The sequence below is a fragment of the Pseudomonas rossensis genome, from assembly GCF_039888995.1.
Lineage (GTDB): Bacteria > Pseudomonadota > Gammaproteobacteria > Pseudomonadales > Pseudomonadaceae > Aquipseudomonas > Aquipseudomonas rossensis.
In genome coordinates, this window is sequence record NZ_JBBWCB010000031.1 from 29930 (window position 1) to 52382 (window position 22453).

Consider the following 22453-nt stretch of genomic DNA (forward strand, 5'->3'; position numbering starts at 1 on the left):
AAGGGTAAATTGTAAAGAATGTAAATTTAATGCGAATAGTAAAGTTTCGCAATTGATACAAATACTTGTTTACCCTATATTCCGCGGCCTCAAATCCTTGGGGAGGGGAATTCTCATGTCACGCCAACAACTACAATTACCGGTCAGTTCACCGCGTTTGCTCGCGTCTGCAATTGGCGTGGCGATCACTGCCAGCTCTGCGGGCCACATGGCTTTCGCGGCTGAAAAGACAGACGAAAAAGCACCGAGCAACGTGATTTCCCTGGGCGCTACCGCTATCAACGGCGAAGCTCAGAACGAGACCTCCTACAAGACTGATACCTCGGCCAACAAGAAATACACCGCGCCGCTGCGCGAAACGCCGAAAAGCGTCACCGTGATTCCACAACAAGTGATTCGCGACACGGGCGCCACCAGTCTGGTCGACGCGCTGCGCACCACACCGGGTATCACGTTCGGTGCCGGCGAAGGCGGCAACCCGGCCGGCGATCGTCCGATCATTCGCGGCTTCAACGCAGAAAGCGACGTGTTCATCGACGGCATGCGCGACCCGGCCTCCCAGAGCCGCGAGATCTTCAACGTAGAATCGATCGAAGTCAGCAAGGGCCCGGGGTCAGCCTTCACCGGCGCTGGTTCCACCGGTGGCAGCCTGAACCTGGTGAGCAAGACCGCCAAACTGGGCAATTCTTACAACGGCGGTTTCACCTGGGGATCGGACCAGACCAAGCGCACCACCCTCGACCTGAACCAGCAGATGACCGACACCTCGGCCTTCCGTCTGAACCTGATGAAGCACGAAGCCAACGTCGCCGGCCGCGATACCGTGGACGTCAGCCGTTGGGGCGTGGCACCTTCCTTCGCGTTTGGCCTGGGTACCGACACTCGCCTGACCGTCGGCTACTACCACGTTGAAACCGACGACATGCCCGACTACGGCCTCCCGCTGACCTTGAGCCCCAACCGCAGCAAGTACAACGTCGATAAACCTGTGCATGTCGATCGCGACAACTTCTACGGCCTCACCGGTCGCGACTACCGCCAGACCAGCAATGACAGCGGCACCCTCAAGATCGAACACGATCTGAATGATGACCTGACCGTCTCGAACAGCTTCCGCATGTCGCGTTCCACGCTCGATTACATCGTCACCAACCCGGACGACAGCAAGGGCAACGTGGCTCTTGGCAGCGTGTATCGCGGCGCGAAAAGCCGTAACTCGACGTCCAGCGGCTGGATCAACCAGACCGACCTGAGCGCCAAGTTCAACACCGGCGCTATCGAGCACAGCCTGGTCACCGGCCTTGAGTTTTCTTATCAAGACACCCACAACCGCCCGTACATCCTGACCTCGACCGCCAGCGGCACCCGGTGCAACCGCGCCCTGTTCAACTCTGGCGACTGCACCAGCCTGCAAAACCCGACGCCTGGGGATAACTGGAACGGCTCGATCACCGACAGCGCCGCGTTCACCGACACCGACACCAAAACCGCTGCGGCCTACGTGTTCGACACGCTGAAGTTCAACGAGCAATGGTCCCTGAACCTGGGCCTGCGTTACGACAACTACCAGGTCAAATCCAGCGGCCACGCCAACGCTAGCAGCACAGCGCCAGCGAACGACTTCTCCCGTGAGAACACCAGCGACCTGGTGAACTACCAGATCGGCGTGGTCTACAACCCGTTGCCTAACGGCAGCATCTACGCGGCCTACTCGACCTCCAGCAACCCGGCTGGCGAAACCAGCGGCAACGGTGGTCTGGAACTGGCAGCGAACAACAGCCGTCTGGATCCAGAAAAGAACCGCAACTACGAGATCGGCACCAAGTGGGACTTCTTCGGTGACGATCTGTCGCTGACCGCCGCGCTGTTCCGTACCGAGAAAACCAACGCGCGGATCAACGATCCTGACGGCGGCACCACTCAAGTGCTAGACGGCGAACAGCAGGTCAATGGCCTGGAACTGAGCTACGCCGGCAAGCTGACTCGTAACTGGAGAGTCTTCGGCGGCTACACCTACATGGACAGCGAAGTGGTCAAAACCACCCTCGCCGCCGATGAAGGCAACCACATGCCAAGCACTCCACAGAACAACTTCACGTTCTGGTCGACCTACGATCTGGTGCCGGACAAGTTGACCGTCGGTGCCGGTGCGACCTACGTCGATTCCCAGTTCGGCAACGTCGCCAACTCGGTGGAGATCCCGTCCTACTGGCGTTACGACGCGATGGCCAGCTACGCCCTGACCAAGAACGTCGACCTGCAACTCAACGTACAGAACCTGACCGACGAGCGTTACTTCGATTAGATACTGCAGAACCACTACGCCCACGTGGCGGCGGGCCGTACCGCCCTGCTGAGCGCCAACTTCCACTTCTAGCCCAAAACTGTAGGAGCTGCCGAAGGCTCGGGCCGCGTTCGGACGATCTTTGGCATCGCTGAAATTGCCAAAGATCAAAAGATCGCAGGCTTCGCCAGCTCCTACATAAGGCCAGGCCCCGTTCATCCAGGTGAACGGGGCTTTTGTGCGTAATAAAGAATGTTTCTCGACAACCCACGGCATAATGCGCGCCGTGATCATTATTTTCGAACGAACAAGGCGAGCGACGTGTTGAAGAAAACCCTGTTCCAGTTGCACTGGTTTTTCGGCATCAGCGCCGGACTGGTCCTGGCCCTGATGGGCATCACCGGGGCGACGGTATCGTTTCAGGATGAAATCCTGCGCGCGCTGAACCCTTCTGTGTTGCAGGTCGAGAAGCAGGTCGCCGGCGTCCTGCCGCCTGCCGAACTGGTGGAGAAAATCGAGGGCGCCTCGGGCAAGAAAGTCTCGATGCTCTGGGTCGAGACCGACAGCGGTAACGCCGCGCGCGTGATCTTCACTCCGCCACCGGGCGAACGCCGTGGGCAGATGCGCTACTTCGACCCGTACACCGCCGAGTTCATGGGCGACGCCACTGGCCAGGATTTCTTCGGCCTGATGCTGCAACTGCACCGTTTCCTCGCTATGGGCGATACCGGTCGGCAGATCACCGGCGCGTGCACGCTGATTCTGGTGTTCTTCTGCCTGTCCGGTCTTTACCTGCGCTGGCCGCGTCAGTGGAAAAGCTGGCGCGCCTGGCTGACCCTCGACTGGAAGAAAAAGGGCCGCAGCTTCAACTGGGATTTGCACTCGGTGGCCGGTACCTGGTGCCTGGTGTTTTACCTACTGGCAGCGCTCACCGGGTTGTCCTGGTCCTATGAGTGGTACAACAAGGGCCTGACCCGATTGCTTTCCGACTCACCGCAGACCGAGGGCGTTCGCGGCGGTCGCGGCCCGGCGCCAAGCGGCCCGGCGCCCACCGTCGATTACGCAGCGATGTGGAGCAGCATCTACAGCGCTGCCGGCCCGGCACTGAGTGCCTACAACATCCGCATGCCGCCCGTGGCCGGACAACCGGCCACCGTGTTCTACCTGTTGAACAGCTCGCCCCACGACCGCGCACTGAACAAGATCACGCTGGACCCGGCGACCGGTATCGTCGCGCGGCATGATCGCTACAGCGACAAGAGCCTCAAGGCGCAACTGCTGACCAGCATTTACGCGCTGCACGTCGGCAGCTACTTCGGAATCATCGGGCGGATCATCCTGACGATTAGTGCGCTGACGATGCCGCTGTTTTTCGTCACTGGCTGGTTGTTGTACCTCGATCGTCGACGCAAGAAAAAACAGATCAAGGATGCCCGCAAAGACCTCGCACAACCGGACAGTGACGCACCGGCGTGGCTGATCGGCTTCGCCAGCCAGAGCGGCTTTGCCGAGCAACTGGCGTGGCAGACCGCCGGGCAATTGCAGGCCGCGGGCCTGCCGGTGAAGGTTCAGCCGCTGGGGGACGTCAGCGAGCAAGACTTGCGTGATTCCAGCAATGCGTTGTTCGTGGTCAGCACCTTCGGCGACGGTGAAGCACCGGACAGCGCCCGGGGGTTTGAGCGCAAAGTGCTGGGCCGGACGTTAAGCCTGGAAAGCCTGAACTACGCCGTGCTGGGGATTGGCGATCGCCAGTACCAACATTTCTGCGGTTTCGCTCGACGCTTGCACACGTGGCTGGGCGAGCACGGCGGCAAGACCCTGTTCGCCCCGGTGGAAGTCGACAGCGGCGACCCTTACGCCTTGCGTCACTGGCAGCAGCAACTGGGTCTGCTGACCGGACAGGCGCCCGTGGACACCTGGCAAGCGCCAAGCTATGACAACTGGAACCTGACCCGCCGTGAGCTGCTCAACCCTGACAGCAGCGGTTCGGGCGTTTACTTGCTCGGCCTCACCGCCCCCACCACCAGCAGTTGGCTGGCCGGTGACCTGGTGGAAGTGTTGCCGCGCAATTGTCCATGGGCGATCGAACATTTCCTCGATGGCCTGGGTATTGACGGTCGCGCCACGGTTGCGCTCGATGGCCTGTCGCAACCTCTGGAGCAAGCCCTCGCCAGTCGACAACTGCCGGAAAACAGAACTCACCTGGTCGGCCTGCATGCCCAGGCGCTAGTGGATGCGCTGGTGCCCCTGGCCATGCGTGAATACTCCATCGCCTCGATCGCCGCCGATGGCATCCTCGAACTGATCGTCCGCCAGGAACTGCATCCTGACGGCAGCCTGGGCGTCGGCTCCGGCTGGCTGACCGAACACGCCCCGGTGGGCGGCACCATCAGCCTGCGCGTACGGCGCAACAGCGGTTTCCACCTGCCGACCGAGCCGGTACCGATGATCCTGCTGGGCAACGGCACCGGACTGGCCGGGCTGCGCAGTTTGCTCAAGGCGCGGATTGCCGATGGGCAGCAACGTCATTGGCTGTTGTTCGGCGAACGCAATCGCGAGCATGACTACTTGTGTCGCGATGAGCTTGAGGAGTGGTTGATTTCGGGCGATCTGGAGCGGCTGGACCTGGCGTTCTCGCGGGATCAGGCCGAGAAGATCTACGTGCAGGATCGACTGCGCGAATCGGCGGGCGAGTTGAAAAAATGGCTGGCCGAGGGTGCGGTCATTTACATCTGCGGCAGCTTGCAAGGGATGGCTTCAGGCGTGGATCACGTGCTCAACGAAATACTCGGAATTGCAGAGGTCGACCGCCTGATCGAGCAAGGCCGTTACCGCCGCGACGTCTACTGACCCCGCCACATCCCATGTGGGAGCAAGCTCGCTCCCACAGGGATCTGGTGTCTGCTCGCGACTTCATTTCAAACCGGCTGCAATTTCTGTTCGAAAACAGAAACCCCATCCAGATCCCGCAACACCACACTCATCTCCCCCGTCTGCCCATCAATATTCACCTCACCAAAAAACTGAAACCCGGCAAACGGTGAGGTGTTCTGTGCCGGTGGTGTTTTCTCGAACACCACCTGCGGACCAAAGGTTTTATCCAGCTGATCAGGCCCGAAGCTCCCCGCATTCAAAGGCCCGGCGACAAACTCCCAGAACGGTTCGAAATCCTGAAACGCCGCACGGTCCGGGTGGTAATGGTGCGCGGCGCAGTAATGCACATCCGCCGTCAGCCAGACAACATTGCGCACCTGCTGCGCCCGCAGAAAACCCAACAATTCGGCGATTTCCAGTTCACGCCCCTGGGCCGGTCCCGGATCGCCATTGGCCACGGCTTCCCAGCGCGTCACACCGGAGCTGACTTCACCATCCGATACGCCGAGACCAATCGGCATATCAGCAGCGATGACTTTCCATTGGGCATTGGAGGCCTTCAACTCACGTTTGAGCCAGTCCAGTTGTTCACGGCCAAGGAAAGGTTTAGCGGCACCCAGGTTGTCGTCATTGGCCCCGCGATAGCTGCGCATATCGAGCACGAACACATCGAGCAATGGACCGTAACCGAGCTTGCGATAAATCCGCCCGCCGCCATCGGCGCTCTGCAACCGCATCGGTGCGTATTCGAGCCAAGCCTGACGCGCGCGACCGACCAGGCTGTGGATATCTTTGATCTTGTAGCGATCATCCAACGGCTTGCCCGGCGACCAGTTGTTGACCACTTCATGGTCGTCCCATTGCCAGATCTGCGGAACCTCGGCGTTGAAGCGGCGGATGTTTTCGTCCATCAGGTTGTAGCGGTAATTGCCGCGATAGTCGTCGAGGGTTTCGGCCACTTTGCTCTTGGCTTCAGTGGTGATGTTGCGCCACACGCGGCCGCTCTCTGTGGTGAGCTGCGCAGGTACGGGGCCGTCGGCGTAGATGGAGTCGCCGCTGTGGATAAAGAAGTCTGGCAGGCGCAAACGCATGGCATCGTAGATGCGCATGCCGCCGATGTCCGGGTTGATGCCGAAGCCCTGGCCGGCGGTGTCGCCGCTCCAGACGAAACGGATGTCGCGACGGGTTTGCGGCACGCTGCGCAGATGGCCAAACCACGGTTCGCTGGCGACGCCGCTCTGGGCGTCTTCGAAGTGCACGCGATAGAAAATCGCCTGGTCGGCGGGCAGGCCTGTGAGTTCGACGCGGGCCGTGAAATCGGTATTGGACACGGCCAATGGCGAGACAAAACGACGAGGGTTACTGAACAGGCTACGGGTGTCCCACTCCACCACCATGCGCGCCGGGCGATCACATCGGCTCCAGATCATCGCCCGGTCACCCAGCACGTCGCCGGACTGCACGCCATCGGTGAGTTGTGGCCGATCCTTGACCGAGGCAATGACCGCCGGCGCCAGGCCTGGCAACAACAGCCCGGCACCGACGGCTTGTATGACACGACGGCGACCGAGGTCGAATTCGCTCATGGTGTTCTCCCTGAAAAGGAAAACTTAAGCATGTACGCATGACGCTGATGTGAAAATGCGATCCCTGTGGGAGCGAGCTTGCTCGCGATAGCGGCGCAACAGTCACCAATTTCTTTGAATGTTAAACCGTCATCGCGAGCAAGCTCGCTCCCACAGTATCCGGCGGCTAGCCGGGCGGATCGAGATTATCCAGTACCCGGTTCACCGCCAGTTCTCCCAGCATGATCGACTGCTGAATCCCCAACAACGTGTTGCACTGTGAGCCTTGCAGATACCTCGCGAAGTCACTCGCCATGACATTCGCTGATGCCAGCGATTCACAGGCATATTCCAGCAACGTTTGGTTGTCGATTTCGGGGGCGATGACGAAGATGCTGCTGGGTTGGCGCGGGGAATCGAGGGCTCGGTCAGCGGTATCGTAGAGCTTTTCAGAATCGAGGTCTTCGTTTGGGGATGCCGGGTCAGTGTCCGGCGGATTAGGCGTTACCTTGAACATAATTTGCTGCTCCAGACTGGAGCCGTTTCGCTTCTCTACTAAAAGAAGGGTGGCGGCTGTACGCAGGTTAGTAGACCGGGGAGTCAGCAATACCGGCGCGCCCAAAGGCGCCCTACGCACAACCACCATCAAGTGCAGGGATATGAATACCTGACTGAATGAAGCTCATGCACGCCGATACTGGACTTGAGCCGATCTATATTGTTCTGAGCGTGCCTGGAGACCACAAATACCGCCCTGCTCCTACGACACTCCCGGCTTTTCCAGATGTAAAACCTGCTCCGTTAAAAACTTCAGTGCGTGGTGGTGGTAAAAAGCGTCGGCGATGGAAAGATCCCTCAGGAAGGATTTATGAGTGGGATTCGCAACATGGCACCGTTGAGATGTACACCAAGCAAGGAAAACACCTTGGGGAGTACGACCCGCAAACAGGGGAGCAAACCAAGCCCGCTGACCCGTCTAGGAAAGTAGAAAAATGAAACATGTCATAGAGGTCTTCGACAGACACAGTGAGGAACTTCTCCTGAGTGTGGAAATACCCAACAGTCGTCACAAAGAGCTAGCAAAACTAATGGATTGGCAAACACCGGAGGATGAGTTTGATGGCTACGACCTTTCTCCAGAACAAGTGCAAACACTTGAAACCTGGACTGGCAAGATCCTGGGAGACGCAAACCACATCGTGCAGTTGGTGTGCGTTGATTGATTTACTCCACCGCCATGAAATACAAACTGAAGTTTCAGATTTACGGAATACCTGAAAACGGTGACTTGGCTGTATTCGAGGTGGATTTGTCCCGGTCCATTACAACGGATGCCCTGATGCCGATAATGGCTTGGCATGAAGAAGAGGATGCCATGGCAAGTTATCTACTATCCGCCAGGCAGGTTACAGCCATTGAGAATCTCGCAATGATTGTACTTCCCAAGGAGCTAATGCTGTATCTCAGCAGCTACGAGGAGCCGTGAATGGCGCGCAACTCAGGGCCTGGATTTAAAGAAACATGAAGCATGGTGACGTTACCGGGACATGACACAGAAATCTGCCAACACAGCAGACCCCTTGTGGGAGCGGCGGTGCGGCGATCCGACTTGCTCGCGAAAGCGGTCTAACAGCCAACATAATTGCTGAATGTCAGTCCGTCATCGCGAGCAAGCCCGCTCCCACAGGGTATGGTGTCAGGCGCTGACGGGTTCTATGGCCAGTTCAACGACTTCCGGCCGCTTGAGCACCGCATACGCCACCGCCGTCAGCAAACTCCCGGCCACAATCGCCAGCAGATACAACAGCGCATGATTGATCGCATTCGGGATCGCCAGCACGAACAACCCGCCGTGCGGCGCCATCAGTTTGCAGCCGAAATACATCGACAACGCACCGGTCAACGCACCACCGGTAATGCTCGCCGGAATCACCCGCAGCGGGTCTTTCGCGGCAAACGGAATCGCGCCTTCGGAGATAAAGCACAGCCCCAGTACCAACGCGGCTTTCCCGGCCTCGCGTTCGGCCTGAGCAAATTTGCGCCGCGCAATAAACGTAGCGATGCCAAGACCAATCGGCGGCACCATGCCGGCCGCCATGGTCGCGGCCATCGGTGCATAACTTTGTGACGCCAGCAGCCCCACCGAGAACGCATACGCGGCTTTGTTGATCGGCCCGCCAAGGTCGACGCACATCATCCCGCCCAGCAACACACCGAGCAGAATCGCGTTGGTGGTGCCCATGCTGTCGAGGAAGTGCGTGAGGCCTTCGAGCATCCCGGCCACCGGTTTGCCCACCACGTAGATCATCACCAGACCGGTGAACAGACTCGCCAGCAACGGGATGATCAGAATCGGTTTCAGCGCCTCAAGACTTTGTGGCAAGCGCGCATAACGGTTGATCGCCTGCGCTGCGTAACCGGCGATGAAACCGGCAATGATCCCGCCGATAAATCCGGCGCCCAGAGTACTTGCCAGCAAACCACCAATCATCCCCGGCGCCAGGCCCGGACGGTCGGCGATCGAGTAGGCGATGTAACCCGCCAACAGCGGCACCATCAGCTTGAACGCCGTCTCGCCGCCGATCTGCATCAGCGCCGCCGCGAGCGTGCCCGGTTCCTTGAACGCAGTGATGCCGAACACGAACGACAAGGCGATCATCAGACCGCCCGCCACCACCATCGGCAGCATGAACGACACGCCGGTCAGCAGGTGTTTGTAGACACCGGTTTTCTCTTGCTTGGCCGGGCCTTTGGCACCGCTCGAAGCGGTTTCCTGAGTGCCTTCGGCCAACGCTTTATTCAGCGTCGCCTCGGCTTGTTTGAGGGCGATGCCGGTGCCGCAACGGTAAATCTTCTTGCCGGCGAAACGCTCGGTGGCGACTTCGATATCGCAGGCCAGCAACACCACGTCCGCATCGGCAATCGCTGCGGCGCTCAATGGATTGCGCGCACCGACCGAGCCCTGGGTTTCCACTTGCAGGTCGTAGCCCAGACGCTTGGCCGCTTGCTGCAAAGCCTCGGCAGCCATAAAGGTGTGAGCAACGCCGGTCGGGCACGCGGTAATCGCGACCAGACGCGGGGCGTTTTTTACGAGGGCGGCAGGCTCGGCCACGGCTTCGGGGGCGACGTAAACCTGAGCCTCTTCAGCACCGCGTCGCAGCACCGCTTCAACATCTTGCAGGGCTTGCGCCGGGGTACTCTGGAACACCCGCTTGCCGACGAATCGCAACATATCCACCGGCGCACTGGTCACCAGCAATACCCACTCGGCCGCCTCGATCGTGGCCGCTGACAATTGGCGTTCAGGGTGCGCGGCATCGTTGACTTCGACACTGGTGCTCCAGCCCTGACGCTGGGCCGCCGCATCAAGCAAACGGGCGCACAGCACACTGGTGACCATGCCGTTCGGGCAGGCCGTAACAATGGCTAACTTCATGACAAACCCTCTTATTGTTCTGTCAGGGTGCGCATGCGCACGCCCTGTTCGAGCCGCGCCAACTGCGTGGCGTCGCCAATACCGAAACCGATCTGGGTGACCGCCATCGCGGCAATCGCCGTGGCGGTGCGCAAGGTCTGTTCAGGCGTGTCGGCGCTGAGCAGACCGTGGAGCATGCCGGCCAGTAACGAATCGCCTGCGCCCACGGTGCTGACGACACTGACCTTGGGCGGCGTGGCATGCAGCGCCGAGCCGACACTGAACCAGTTCACACCATCGGCGCCGTCGGAGATCACCACGTGCTCGATGCCTTGAGCGTGCAAGCGGCTCGCGGCTTGCGCTTGCGCAGCCACCGAAACCACCTCGCAGCCCAGCACGTCGGCCAGCTCTTCGGTGTTTGGCTTGATCAGCCACGGGCCGGCGTTGAGCGCTGCTCGCAAGGCTTCACCACTGGTGTCCAGCGCCACGTTCAAACCGAGATTTTTCAAACGCACAATCAACGCCTGCAACCATTGCGGGCTGATGCCTTGAGGCAGGCTGCCGGCAACGACGACCGCGTCATGATCGGGCGCAATTTGATCAAGTCGATCAAGCAACGCCTGCTGCGCGGCTTCACTCACCAAGGGGCCGGGACCGTTGATGTCGGTGATGCGCCCATCGCTTTCCGCCAGTTTGATGTTGCTGCGCGTCTCACCCGGAACACGGATGAACGCGTCGACAAAACCGCGTTTGGCGAACAGGGTTTCGAACGCTTGAAGGTTGTCCTCCCCGAGGAAACCGCTGACCGTGAGCTGATGCCCAAGGTCCGCCAGCACTTGTGCCACGTTCACGCCTTTGCCGGCGGCATGCGTGTGCATCTCGTCGCTACGGTTGACTTGGCCGGGGGCAAGTAGCGGCAACTGGACGGTGAGGTCCAGCGCCGGGTTGAGGGTCAGGGTCAGGATCTTGGCCATTACAGGGCCTCCACTAATGCGCGCACTTCATTTGCGCTGCCCATGGCCAGGGCCTGTTGGGCAAGGATTTGGGTCTGGGCCAGGCTGAGTTCGCGAACCCGCGCCTTGACCTCGGCAATGCTGCGACCTGAGACACTGAGCTCGTCCACACCCAGTCCGACCAGCACCGGCACCGCGAGCGGATCGGCCGCCAACTCGCCGCACACGCCGACCCACTTGCCGTTGGCATGCGCCGCGCGCACGGTGATGTCGATCAGTTGCAGCACCGCCGGGTGCAAGCCGTCAGCCTGGGCCGACAAGGTTGGATGACCACGGTCGATGGCCAGGGTGTATTGGGTCAGGTCATTGGTGCCGACGCTGAAGAAGTCGACCTCTTTGGCCAGCACCGGCGCCAGCAATGCAGCTGACGGCACTTCAATCATGATCCCCAGTTGCAGGTCCGCCACCGGAATTTCCAGACGCAGACGTTCGGTCATGTCCCGCGCCTGACGCCACTCATCAACGCTGCCGACCATGGGAAACATGATCCGCAATGGCCGGTTGTCCGCAGCGCGAAGCAAGGCACGCAATTGCGCTTCCATGATCTGCGGACGTTGCAGGGTCAGGCGAATTCCGCGCACGCCGAGGAACGGGTTTTCTTCTTTGGCGATCGGCCAATACGGCAACGGCTTGTCACCGCCAACGTCGAGGGTGCGCACCACCAGCGGCCGACCAGCCAGGCCATCGAGTACACGGCGGTATTCGACTTCCTGGGTCGCCTCGTCCGGCGCTTGCGAGTGAGCCATGAAAATCAGTTCGGTGCGCAGCAGGCCAATGCCTTCGGCGCCCTGCTCCACCGCGCTGGTCACGCCGGCACTTTCACCGATATTGGCGAACACTTCGACTGCATGGCCGTCAGTGGTCAGTGCCGGTTGATGACGTTGTTCTGCGGCGGCTTTCAGACGTTGCTCGCGGGTGTCGCGCTCTTCGGTGGCGCGCTGCAAGGTCGCCGCGTCAGCGTCCACGTGCAGGCGGCCGCGTTGGCCATCAATCAGCAACGGCGTGCCCGGCGCCAGCAGCAACACGGCCGGACCGGCGCCGACCAGCGCCGGAATTCCGAGGGCTCGGGCGACAATTGCACTGTGAGCGGTGGCGCCGCCCCGGGCGGTGAGGATGCCAGCGACACGGGCCGGATCAAGGCGGGCGACGTCGGACGGACCGACTTCATCCATCACCAGAATGTACGGTTGCTCAGGCTCGCTCGGGGTTTCGACGCCACTCAGTTGCGCCAGCACTCGACGGCCGATATCACGCAAGTCGGCGGCGCGCTCGGCGAGCAAGGCGTCCTGCAGCGATTCCTGTTGTTTGGCCGCCGCTTCAATCACCGCCATCCACGCCGCTTCGGCGCTTTCGCCCTGCTTGAGACGGGTGTCGACATCATCGGTCAATTCCGGGTCGTCGAGCATTTCCTGGTGGGTGATGAAGATCTCGCGAATGGCCTTGGACTTGCTGCGTTCAATCAGGCCTTCGATGTCGCGACGCACGTCCGCCAACGCCTGTTGGAGACGCTCGCGCTCGATGGCGGCAGACTCACCGCGCAGCGGGTACTCAATGGTTTGCAGCACTTGAATGTGCGCCGGGCCGATGGCGATGCCCGGTGCGGCGGCGATGGCCTGAACCAGACTGCCGGAGGCTGGTGCGAGGACCACTTCGGCCACATCGGCGATCACTTCGCGCTGTTGGCTCACGGCTGGCAACGGCTCGACTTCTTCACCGAGGCCTTCTTCGATGGCGGCCAGCAAGGCTGGCAAGGCATCGGCGGCGATGCTCGGTTCGGCGACAAATTCCAACACCTGACCACGACGGGCGCCGAGGCTGAGCAGTTTGCTCAAGCTCTTCACCGACACGGCGCTGTCCTGGCCATCGACAATGCGTACGCGGATTTCACCTTCAAAACTTTTCGCCAGTTGCGCGAGGATCTTCGCCGGACGCGCGTGCAAACCGTGGGCGTTGGCTAACGCGATGCGAGCGCTGGGCCAATCGGCCGGCAGCTCACCGCCAAGGACTTCTAGGACTTTACGGCTGCTGGTGGCGCGGCCCAATTCGTGGCCGCGACCTTCGATCAGCAACGCACAAAGGCGTTCGAGCAAGGCCTGATGGGCTTCACCGAGGCTGGCCAGGCAGAACAGACCGCTGAGCGGCTGGCCGAGGTAACGCATTGGCTTGTCCGGCGTAACGAAGGCCAGGCCCGGACGCTTGACCGTTTGCTCGCTGTGCAACCACCACAGGCCATCGCCCAGCGGCAGCGCGTCGACCTGCTGCAACACGGCCGAGAAACCGTTGCTCACGCAGTCGGCCTGACGCAGCAAACGCGCACCGCGCCAGACCAGCTCTTCGAAGTCATCGGCGGACACACCGAGGCCGATCATCTGTGCATCCAGCGCCAGCTCTTGCGGCGCGCCTTGCAGCAGTTTCAACAAGGCTTCGGCGGAACTGGCGCGGCGCAGCGCCTGGCCCAGGTCGGTTTCGCCGAGGGCGCGGGTCAGCAATTGCAACAGGCGCAGGTGTTCGTCGGATTTGGCCGCAATACCGATCGCCAGGTAGACGATCTGACCGTCGCCCCAGTCCACGCCTTCAGGGAACTGCATCAGCCGCACGCCGGTGGAAAACACCAGATCGCGGGTTTCCGGCGTACCGTGGGGGATGGCAATACCTTGACCGAGAAAGGTCGAGCCCTGGGCTTCGCGCGCCTGCAACCCGGCGAGATAACCCTCGGCCACCAGGCCATCGGTGACCAGATGCTGCGCCAGCAGGTGCAACGCTGCGGACTTATCCACAGCCGATTGGCCCATGGATATCTGCTCTATGGTGAGCTCGAGCATGCTTTCTCCTTTTTGGCGCCTTGTGACGCCAGGTATTGTTTTGAATGATTCAGCTTAGGCTCTTAGGCACACCTTTTCAGGGGCAGTTTTGGCGGTTTCGCGGCAGAACCGGCAAAGGAGCCTATAACGTAGAAAATACGCCTGCTGAAACGTTTAATCTAGAATGATTGGCACGTTACTCGATAATGTCTCATCCTTGAAGTCCAATTGTCGGATGGGCTGCGACAATGGTCGTCTGCCTGAATCGGGTAGGATTGGCGAAAATGTCGGGCAAGCTCGAAAAAAAACAAGGAAATCCCGGGTTGAAACTCAGTGATATCGCCCAGTTGGCCGGTGTGTCCGTTACCACCGCCAGCTATGTCATTAATGGCAAGGCAGAACAACAACGTATCAGCAGTGCCACCGTCGAGCGCGTGCGCGCGGTCGTCGAACAACATGGCTTTACGCCCAATCCCCAGGCTGCCGGGCTGCGCAGTCGGCATACCCGCACCTTGGGCTTCATTCTGCCGGACCTGGAAAACCCCAGTTACGCGCGAATCGCCAAACTGCTGGAACAAGGCGCCCGGGCTCGCGGCTATCAGTTGCTGATCGCCAGTTCCGACGATGCGCCGGACAGCGAACGGCAATTGCTGAAACTGTTCCGGGCCCGGCGCTGCGATGCGTTGATCGTTGCCAGTTGCCTGCCAGCCGGCGATGACAGCTATCGCCAATTGCAGGCCAAGGGCATTCCGATCATCGCGATCGACCGGGTCATGGAGCCTGAGCATTTCTGTTCGGTGATCAGTGATGACCGCGAGGCCAGCCTGCAACTGACCCGCAGTCTACTGGACCCGCTGCCCAAGCAGATCGCACTGATCGGCGCACGCCCCGAACTGAGCATCAGCCAGGAGCGGGCCGCCGGGTTCAAAGAGGCGCTGGCCGGGTTCAAAGGCGAGGTGCTGATCGAGCACGGCGAGTCGTTCAGCCGTGAGTGCGGCAAACAGTTAATGGAAGAACTGCTACAGCGTCTGGGCCATTTGCCGGATGCGCTGGTGACCACGTCCTACGTGCTGCTTCAGGGCGTATTCGATGCCTTGCACGACTTCCCGCTCAAAACCCGTCCGCTGCGCCTTGGCACCTTCGGCGACACACAGCTGCTGGATTTCCTGCCACTGCCGGTCAACGCCATGGCCCAGCAGCATCAGCTCATCGCCGATAAAGCCTTGGCCCTGGCCCTGGCCGCCATCGAGCAATCGGATTACCGACCCGGCGTGCAGGCCATCGCGCGGACCTTCAAGCAGCGTATTCGCCAGGACTGAACCGTGGAGCTGATCGACAGCCACACTCATCTGGATTTTCCGGACTTCGACGAGGATCGCACGGCGCTGCTGGCCGAGAGCCGCGCCCTCTGCGTGCGGCGGATGGTGGTGCTGGGGGTTTATCAGGGCAATTGGCAGCGCGTCTGGGATCTGGTGCAAAGCGATCCCGACCTGTATGCGGCGTTCGGTTTGCACCCGGTGTATCTGGATGATCATCGCCCTGAAGACTTACACGAACTGGGTGATTGGCTGACCCGGTTGGCGGGTCATCGGCAGTTGTGCGCGGTGGGCGAGATCGGTCTGGATTACTTTATCGAAACCCTGGACCGTGAACGTCAACAGGTACTGTTCGATGCGCAACTGCAACTGGCGGCGGATTTCAATCTTCCCGCGCTGATTCATGTGCGACGCAGCCACGCGGCGGTGATTGCCACGCTTAAACGGTTTCACTTGAAACGCGCGGGGATCATTCATGCCTTCGCCGGCAGCACAGAAGAAGCCCGCGAATACATCAAGCTCGGTTTCAAACTGGGCCTGGGCGGAGCCGCGACCTGGCCTCAGGCCCTGCGCATGCATCGTGTGCTGGCCGAATTGCCGCTTGAATCGGTGGTACTGGAAACCGACTCTCCGGACATGGCGCCCGCCATGTTCCCCGGCCAACGCAACAGCCCGGCCCATCTTCCGGCGATATGCTCGGCATTGGCCGGGATCATGGCGATCAGCCCTGAGCAATTGGCCGCCGCCAGCACTGCCAATGCCTGTGAGTTATTCAACTGGTAGTCAGTCGCCGCACACATCCCCTGTGGGAGCGAGCTTGCTCGCGATAGCGGCGTGTCAGGCGACATCAATGTCGAATGTTAGACAGCCATCGCGAGCAAGCTCGCTCCCACAGGTGAACCGGTTCCAGGCATTAAACCCGGAACGCGCTGATCAGTTGCTTGAGCTCCACCACCTGAGCCGACAATGCGCGACTGGCATCCTCGGTCTGGTGCGCCCCTTCGGCGGTGCGTTCACCCGCGCGGTTGATCTCGACAATATTCTGGTCGATGTCATGGGCCACGGCGGTCTGCTGCTCTACTGCGGCGGCGATTTGCTGGTTCTGATCGACGATCATGCCGACGGCGCCGAGGATGTTCTCCAGCGCTTGCTGAACCTTTTCCGACTGCCCCACGGTACCGTTGGCCATCTGATGACTGGTACCCATGGCCTTCACCGCAGCGCCGACACCGCTGTGCAGCTTGGCGATCATTTGCTCGATTTCTTCGGTCGATTGCTGGGTACGTTTGGCCAGGGTCCGGACCTCGTCAGCCACCACCGCAAAACCACGGCCCTGCTCACCAGCCCGAGCGGCTTCGATGGCCGCGTTGAGGGCCAAGAGGTTGGTTTGTTCGGCGATGCTCTTGATCACCTCCAGCACACGGCTGATGGACTGGCTGTCGCTGGCCAGTTGATTGATCACCAGCACCGACTGGTCGATCTCACTGGCCAGTGCAGCGATGCTGCCCTGCTGGGATTCCACCAGCCCGCGACCGCTGATGGTCTCATCGTTGACGCTATGAGCGCTGCTGACCGCTGCCGCGGCACTGCGTGCAACCTCAAGGGACGTGGCGGACATCTGGTTCATGGCCGTGGCGACCTGCTCGATCTGCGTGCGCTGCCCCGCCACCGCCTGGTTGCTCTGGGCGGAAACGTTCTCCACCTGCCCGGCCTGGCGCTCGACCTCACTGACGGTCTGGCCGACCCGCTCGATCAGGTCGTGGATTTTCTTCACGGTGCCGTTGAACACCTCGCCCAACTCGCCCAGTTCATCGCGGCTGTTGGCGCTGAAGGTCACCGTCATGTCGCCGGCCGCGACCTTGTCCATCACCGCGCCAAGACGCTTGAGGGTGGTGCGGGTCGAGGCGTAGAAGCCGCCGTAAAGGTAAAAAATCAGCACAAACACCACCGACAACGCCACGGCCTGCAAGATCATGTGGTTGCGGTTCTGCTCCAGTCGCTGTTGCAACTGGGTGCCGAGAAACTTCAGGGTGGCTTCATTGAGTTGGTAGGTCTGGTCCATCAGGCCCGTGACCTGATCGTAAAAGCCCTGCCACGGCGCATCCAGCGTGTCGGCCATCACTACCTGCTCTTCGAACAGTTCACTGGCCTTTTTCAACGATGCCTTGCTGTTATCGGCCTGAGCGGCCAGGGTTTCCCGTGCCGCTTTGCTGGAGCCCAGCGCGTCCTGCAACTTCAGGGCATATTCGGCCTGTAGTTTTTCGATCTGCGCCAGCAACTCGTCAAAACGGGTACTCGATGCTGAGTTGAGAAAGCCCTGCCCCAACGAAAAAGAGCCCATCGCCCGACCTTCACCCAGAAGCTGGGTCACGGGCGGGGTGACATTGGTAATAAGTTCGCTCAGCTGGCGCATGTCGCTCTGGGTGTCGCGGCTGAGGCCGGCCTGACTGGCGATGATCTGGCTGAAAATTTGCGCGTTGCCGAGCAACTTGCCGATCATCGCGCTTTTGCTTTGCAGGGAGTTTTCCGCTTGCTGGGCCTTGAGCGCGGCGATCATTTCATCGCGCTTGCCATCGAAAACCATGATTTGCTCGGGGTCAGCGGTCATCGCTGTCAGCCCTTGCAAACGGGTCAGCACATTTTGCCCCAGGGTACTGATCTGCGACTCGACATTGCCGGCCTTGCCGGACTGACCGAGGGTGACGTTGATCTGCACCAGGTTGTTCAGGGTTTCCAGATCGCGCCGTAACGTCAGGCTGCTGCCCAGTAGGTCAAGGCTCTGCAGCTCGACCCGGGTGCCCTGGAATTCTCGATAGGAATCGCGCACCAGATAGAAGTTGGTCACCAGCATCGGCACAAGGAACAGCACGCTGATCAGGCTGAACTTCATGCCAAAGCTCAGGCGATTCATCAGCGCGACGGCGGGATAGAGCAAGCTCTTCACTGGAAGTCTCCCTTTGATTTCTTATTTTTATTGGCAGGCGCGGGTCGAGAGCAGATAGCCACTATTCGGCGCTGTCTCTGTATAGCTTAAATCGGCGGGAGGTTTTGTAACTTAAGGTTAACGGCGAGATGCACGCGGACTGGTAGCAGCTGCCGAAGGCTGCGTCAGGCTGCGCAGCAGTCGCCAACTCAGACACCGCGGTTTGGCTGACTCACCGCGTGATCAGGATTTACGACTGCTGCGCAGCCGGACGCAGGCTGCGCCAGCTGCTACAGGATTGGTGTACTCAGGGAAGGACGGTCCACAACGCAAAACCGGCGTACCAGAGCACTGCCGCGCGCAGCAGCAGTTCCCAGATCCGGTCCAGGCTGTTGATGCCGTCAGGCCCGACCACCGGTGCCGGGATTTCACCCGCCACCAGCCCGACCTTCTCGATCAATTGGGCGGCGCTGATGTTCCAGTTCAGTAGCTCATGCAACATCACTCGGCTGACCGCGACAAAGTTGCCGACCAACGCAAAACTCGCCGCCAGCAGACGCACCGGCACCCAGTCGAACGCATGACGCAGTTTTACGGCGCGCTCGACTACGGCCGGGTTCTGCCCGTGTTCTTCGACCAGGGCCAGCAGTCGATAGCTCAGGGCCGCGACCGGCCCCAGCAGGAAGTACCAGAAAATCACCGCGAAAAAGCTCTGATAAGCCTCCCACAGCAGATGCCCTTCGACCCGTTCCAGCAGTTGTTCGCCGCTATCGGCGCAGATACCCACATCGCGGTCCGCTACATGAGCGGCGGCTTGCAGGTCTTCCCGGCGCCAGGCATCGCGAAACGGCCCGAGACCGGCCAGCAGATCACCGCGGCCGAGACTGTAAATCACCACCAGCAGGTGCACCGGCAACGCCAGCAGACCGTAAGCCACCGGGTCCAGTACCAGTAGCAGCAAACCCAGCAGTGCCACTGGCAACAACACCAGTATCACCAAGATCAGCCACGGACTTTTCGCCAGACGCGGACTGACCTCAAGCTTGTTCAGCTCGCGAATCCATCCACCATCGCGCTGAACCCGATGACGCAGGGCCGAGAACTTCTCGATCCAGACCGCCAACAGCAACACCAGAAAACTCATTGTTGTTCCTCTTTTGCCAGGGCCGCCCGATAGCGTGCCCAGTCGAACGCAGGCCCAGGATCGGTTTTACGCCCGGGTGCGATGTCGCTATGCCCACAAATGCGCTGTGCGGTGATGGCCGTGAACGCGCTTTGCAGCTGCCGGGTCAGGGTCGTCAACGCTTGATACTGAGCGTCGGTGAACGGCAGATCATCCGTGCCTTCAAGTTCAATGCCCACGGAAAAATCGTTACAGGTTTCCCGCCCTTCGAAACTCGAGACGCCGGCATGCCAGGCACGTTCAAGACAAGAGACAAACTGAGTGACGGTGCCGTCACGTTCGATCAGAAAGTGCGCAGACACACGCAGGTCGGCGATCCCTGCAAAGTAGGGGTGCTCCGTGACATCCAGACGATTCTGGAAAAATTCCTGCACCTTGCCGGTGGCGAATTGCGCAGGCGGCAAACTGATGTTGTGGATCACCAGCAGGGAAATTTCGTCCGAGGGGCGCGCATTGAAGTTGGGCGAGGGGCAAATATCTACGCCCTGACACCAACCGCTCGCGGGGTCCAACTGCATACAGGTTCCTTCAACGACGACTGTGTAGGCGCCCAGTATGCCGCGATAGACCCTCGGGGCGCGATCACTTGCCGTGATTGAGGCGCCGCAGGTTGCCGATCACCGACTCCAGCGCCCGGTCGAACAGCAAGGTGTCGTCCAGCGCGCGCACCGCGCCACGACGAAATTCCAGCGCCAGGCCGGTGCGGCTGCGTTCCAGCACTTTCATCCCGGTGCGGTTGACGAAAATGTACTTGCCGGTGGCTTCAATGATCGCCGCCAGCTTGCAGCGAAGGGTGTTTTCCTCGTCTTCCTGAAACTCGACCCAGCACCCCAACCGCAGTTGATCGACCTGAAGCAGACCGACATCGTCCTCCGGCAAACGCACTGACGCCGTTTCGGCCGGCCCTTCGTCCGCGGTTCGCAGGATAATTTCCTGCACGACTTCGACCATTACCGGTGTATCGACGGGCTGCCCAAGCTTTTGCCCTGGACGTTCAAACAGCTGAACGTGCAAGGCTTCCAGCTCACTGAAAAATTCGCTGGTGGCGAACGGATCGAAGGCCGAACTGCTCAGCCCGTCGCGCAACGACTTGAGCAACCCAGGCACCAGCGCCAACAAGCGCAGGCTCGCATCGGGCTCGTCATGGCGCTGTACGCTCCAGATCAATTGCTCCATGGACTGCACGTCGGCGTGCCACTCGGCCGACTGATCGCCGTGCTTGAGACAGGTCAGCAGCAGCACCTGGCTCCACGCTTCCTGGACAAACACCACCACCCGCTGCGGCAATACTTTGCCCAACAAGGCCTGATTCAGCACCTGTTCGACGCGCTGACGGGCCAATTCAGTCCTGGCGCGGCCTTCTTCGGCGTCACGGGTGCGTTGCTCCAGCAGCTCACTGCGACGGCGCTCATCGCTGGTGAAGGCGAGAAAGTCCGCGAGCAATTCGGAAAAGACCGCCGGATCATCGACAAAATCGTTCAGCAACCGTTGCACCACTTGCTCGATGCGCAGATACAGGCTGTCGCGCTCATGGTCATCGCACTCGCCCCAGCCCATGGCTGCGGTGGCGATTTCATTGAGCAGGCGTCGGGCCGGGTGACTGCTGCGGCTGAAGAAGCTCTTGTCGAGCACCGCCACTTTCAGCATCGGGATCTGCAAACGGCCGATCAACGCCTTGAGCGAGTCCGGCAGGTTGCGGTCATCAAGGATGCATTCGAAGAGCATGGCGATCAGGTTGATCACGTCTTCGTCAGCCACCCCGACCACGCGTGACTTGCCACTTTTGACGCTGACCCGGGTCAGCAGTTGTTCGAGCTGGTTTCGCAGATCGAAGTCGTCCTGGGCTGCCGGCGCCGGCACATATTGCTGCAAGTGCGAGAGCAGCCGCATTAGGTCACGGGTAGAAATCGGCTGTGTCTGGGCACTGGCTTCAAGGGTCGGCGGGCCACCGGCGCGAGTGTTGGCCGGCGCGGATTCAGCTCCGAGGCTGGCCGTCGCACGATCCATGACCCGACGCGCAGGGGCGGGCTTAAGGTCAGGCAGAACACCGGCGGCGACCAGCAACTGATTGGCTTCGGCGTAGAGCTGATTGGCATCCCTGAGCACATAGCGTTCGAACAGTTTGAGGATGATCAGCTTGACCTTGATCTCCACCCCCAGGTTGCGCCCGGCCTGCAAAAAGTACTCGCAGAGCATCGCCGGCCCCATGGGATTGTGTAGATCGAGCAGTTCCCTGCCCAGCAGTGCGCTGAGTCGGGCGGTCAGTTGGTCCAGGGCGAATCCGTCGCGGTTCAGCACTTTGCTGACCATCGCCTCCACCGCCACGCTACGCTCCATGTCGTCATCGGGCAGCGCCACCGAAGCGCCGAAGACCAACGCCTGGGGCGAGGCAGACTGAGTGATGTCGTACTGGGTGAGGCTGACAAAAGCCGCGAAGAATTGTTCGAGAAAGCCGCGTTCGATGTTTTTGCGCTTGAGGCGCAAGTCGCGCATGGCTTCGAAGAAGAGGTTCTGTTCGACGTCATTGCGGGCCCGGTCGGCCATTTCGAACAGCGTGTCGTCGGCGTTATCGAACAGCTCCTGCAAACCATGCCTGAGCTGTTGGGCGGCCTTGTCGCGAACCTGAAGCAGAATCACAGGCAGGCGGGCGAGCGGCGAGTGAGTCGCCTGGTCGGTAGCGACCTTGTGCAAAGGCACTACATTCCCGTCGTTGTGCATTCAGGCCTCCTGAAACGGTGAGTCTTCGAATAGTCGTCAATCCAAATCCACGTCAAAGCCATGACGTCAAAAGCAAGGCGGATTATCTTGCAAAAGATGCCCCCTCTACCAGCAGACTCTGCGTTCCCATTGCAATAGACGCTTATGGCAGACGCTGACTTAGTGCCGATTGCTCAGGCGAATCGACCAAATGCAGGTTTCAGAGCGATGGGAACGCCTCTGATGCCTTGGGTTGCCCAGCGCCATGGCCCTATAATCGGGCCACTTTGTTTGTGGAGTCCGTTATGCCGAATCTACGTCTCGCCGATTTGACCGCCGAAATCGAAGCCAACGTGCGCCGTGCGTTGCTCGAAGACATCGG

Annotated in this window: 14 protein-coding genes and 2 pseudogenes; 7 read left to right on the plus strand and 9 right to left on the minus strand. The window is 60.4% G+C overall.

Annotated elements, in window-relative coordinates; translation table 11 throughout:
* Positions 1-115 precede the first annotated feature (115 nt).
* A pseudogene (locus tag WLY71_RS11095) lies at positions 116-2377 on the plus strand (TonB-dependent receptor).
* A gap of 228 nt (positions 2378-2605) precedes the next feature.
* On the plus strand, positions 2606-5134 hold the full coding sequence (locus WLY71_RS11100; protein ID WP_347803575.1) for a PepSY domain-containing protein: 2529 nt from the start codon (positions 2606-2608) through the stop codon (positions 5132-5134).
* A 68-nt stretch (positions 5135-5202) separates the two neighbouring features.
* Here WLY71_RS11100 and WLY71_RS11105 read toward each other — a convergent pair whose 3' ends face one another.
* Positions 5203-6744, minus strand: a complete 1542-nt coding sequence (locus WLY71_RS11105) for an alkaline phosphatase D family protein (protein ID WP_347803576.1) — start codon at positions 6742-6744, stop codon at positions 5203-5205.
* A gap of 166 nt (positions 6745-6910) precedes the next feature.
* On the minus strand, positions 6911-7240 hold the full coding sequence (locus WLY71_RS11110; RefSeq protein WP_347803577.1) for a DUF6124 family protein: 330 nt from the start codon (positions 7238-7240) through the stop codon (positions 6911-6913).
* A 173-nt stretch (positions 7241-7413) separates the two neighbouring features.
* Here WLY71_RS11110 and WLY71_RS11115 point away from each other — a divergent pair.
* The 3 genes and pseudogenes from WLY71_RS11115 to WLY71_RS11125 form a co-directional block, all read left to right on the plus strand.
* A pseudogene (locus WLY71_RS11115) lies at positions 7414-7719 on the plus strand (colicin E3/pyocin S6 family cytotoxin); the annotation flags it as partial.
* A complete protein-coding gene (locus tag WLY71_RS11120; protein ID WP_347803579.1) occupies positions 7716-7946 on the plus strand; it encodes a DUF7683 domain-containing protein in 231 nt (76 codons plus the stop codon). The pseudogene WLY71_RS11115 and the gene WLY71_RS11120, both read left to right, overlap by 4 nt.
* The gene (locus WLY71_RS11125) at positions 7943-8209 is read left to right on the plus strand and encodes a hypothetical protein (RefSeq protein ID WP_347803580.1); all 267 of its coding nucleotides are present in this window, start codon (positions 7943-7945) and stop codon (positions 8207-8209) included. Before WLY71_RS11120 ends, WLY71_RS11125 begins: the two co-directional genes overlap by 4 nt.
* 210 nt (positions 8210-8419) lie before the next feature.
* Here the strand turns inward: WLY71_RS11125 and WLY71_RS11130 are convergent, their stop codons facing one another.
* From WLY71_RS11130 to ptsP, 3 genes are read right to left on the minus strand one after another with little or no spacing between them, the layout of a single operon-like run.
* Positions 8420-10159 (minus strand): PTS fructose-like transporter subunit IIB, encoded by a 1740-nt coding sequence (locus tag WLY71_RS11130; protein WP_347803581.1) that lies wholly within the window; start codon positions 10157-10159, stop codon positions 8420-8422.
* 11 nt (positions 10160-10170) lie between these two features.
* Complete coding sequence (pfkB, locus tag WLY71_RS11135; protein WP_347803582.1) at positions 10171-11112, minus strand: 1-phosphofructokinase; 942 nt, start codon at positions 11110-11112, stop codon at positions 10171-10173.
* Positions 11112-13973, minus strand: a complete 2862-nt coding sequence (gene ptsP, locus WLY71_RS11140; protein WP_347803583.1) for a phosphoenolpyruvate--protein phosphotransferase — start codon at positions 13971-13973, stop codon at positions 11112-11114. The genes pfkB and ptsP overlap by 1 nt, the downstream gene beginning before the upstream one ends.
* 302 nt (positions 13974-14275) lie before the next feature.
* Here ptsP and cra point away from each other — a divergent pair, with 302 nt between their 5' ends.
* Together cra and WLY71_RS11150 are read left to right on the plus strand one after the other, a co-directional pair.
* Entirely contained in the window at positions 14276-15271 is a 996-nt protein-coding gene (gene cra / locus WLY71_RS11145) for a catabolite repressor/activator (protein WP_347803584.1), read from the plus strand.
* A gap of 3 nt (positions 15272-15274) precedes the next feature.
* Complete coding sequence (locus tag WLY71_RS11150; RefSeq protein WP_347803585.1) at positions 15275-16051, plus strand: TatD family hydrolase; 777 nt, start codon at positions 15275-15277, stop codon at positions 16049-16051.
* A 130-nt stretch (positions 16052-16181) separates the two neighbouring features.
* Here WLY71_RS11150 and WLY71_RS11155 read toward each other — a convergent pair whose 3' ends face one another.
* The 4 genes from WLY71_RS11155 to WLY71_RS11170 all read right to left on the minus strand — a co-directional run bounded on the left by WLY71_RS11155 (position 16182) and on the right by WLY71_RS11170 (position 22092).
* On the minus strand, positions 16182-18212 hold the full coding sequence (locus WLY71_RS11155) for a methyl-accepting chemotaxis protein (RefSeq protein ID WP_347803586.1): 2031 nt from the start codon (positions 18210-18212) through the stop codon (positions 16182-16184).
* Positions 18213-18498: 286 nt separating this feature from the next.
* Positions 18499-19335 (minus strand): regulatory signaling modulator protein AmpE, encoded by an 837-nt coding sequence (gene ampE / locus WLY71_RS11160; protein WP_347803587.1) that lies wholly within the window; start codon positions 19333-19335, stop codon positions 18499-18501.
* Positions 19332-19892 carry a 1,6-anhydro-N-acetylmuramyl-L-alanine amidase AmpD gene (gene ampD / locus WLY71_RS11165; protein ID WP_347803588.1) on the minus strand — a complete coding sequence of 187 codons (561 nt, stop codon included), beginning with the start codon at positions 19890-19892 and terminating at the stop codon, positions 19332-19334. The genes ampE and ampD overlap by 4 nt, the downstream gene beginning before the upstream one ends.
* A gap of 64 nt (positions 19893-19956) precedes the next feature.
* Entirely contained in the window at positions 19957-22092 is a 2136-nt protein-coding gene (locus tag WLY71_RS11170) for a DUF1631 domain-containing protein (RefSeq protein WP_347803589.1), read from the minus strand.
* Positions 22093-22453: the final 361 nt, after the last annotated feature.

Excerpts from the sequence above, each read along its gene's own strand:
- WLY71_RS11105 (WP_347803576.1), bottom strand. The coding sequence starts at position 6,744 with ATGAGCGAATTCGACCTCGGTCGCCGTCGTGTCATACAAGCCGTCGGT.
- WLY71_RS11110 (WP_347803577.1), bottom strand. The coding sequence starts at position 7,240 with ATGTTCAAGGTAACGCCTAATCCGCCGGACACTGACCCGGCATCCCCA.
- WLY71_RS11120 (WP_347803579.1), top strand. The coding sequence starts at position 7,716 with ATGAAACATGTCATAGAGGTCTTCGACAGACACAGTGAGGAACTTCTC.
- WLY71_RS11130 (WP_347803581.1), bottom strand. The coding sequence starts at position 10,159 with ATGAAGTTAGCCATTGTTACGGCCTGCCCGAACGGCATGGTCACCAGT.
- pfkB (WP_347803582.1), bottom strand. The coding sequence starts at position 11,112 with ATGGCCAAGATCCTGACCCTGACCCTCAACCCGGCGCTGGACCTCACC.
- ptsP (WP_347803583.1), bottom strand. The coding sequence starts at position 13,973 with ATGCTCGAGCTCACCATAGAGCAGATATCCATGGGCCAATCGGCTGTG.
- ampE (WP_347803587.1), bottom strand. The coding sequence starts at position 19,335 with ATGAGTTTTCTGGTGTTGCTGTTGGCGGTCTGGATCGAGAAGTTCTCG.
- ampD (WP_347803588.1), bottom strand. The coding sequence starts at position 19,892 with ATGCAGTTGGACCCCGCGAGCGGTTGGTGTCAGGGCGTAGATATTTGC.
- WLY71_RS11170 (WP_347803589.1), bottom strand. The coding sequence starts at position 22,092 with ATGCACAACGACGGGAATGTAGTGCCTTTGCACAAGGTCGCTACCGAC.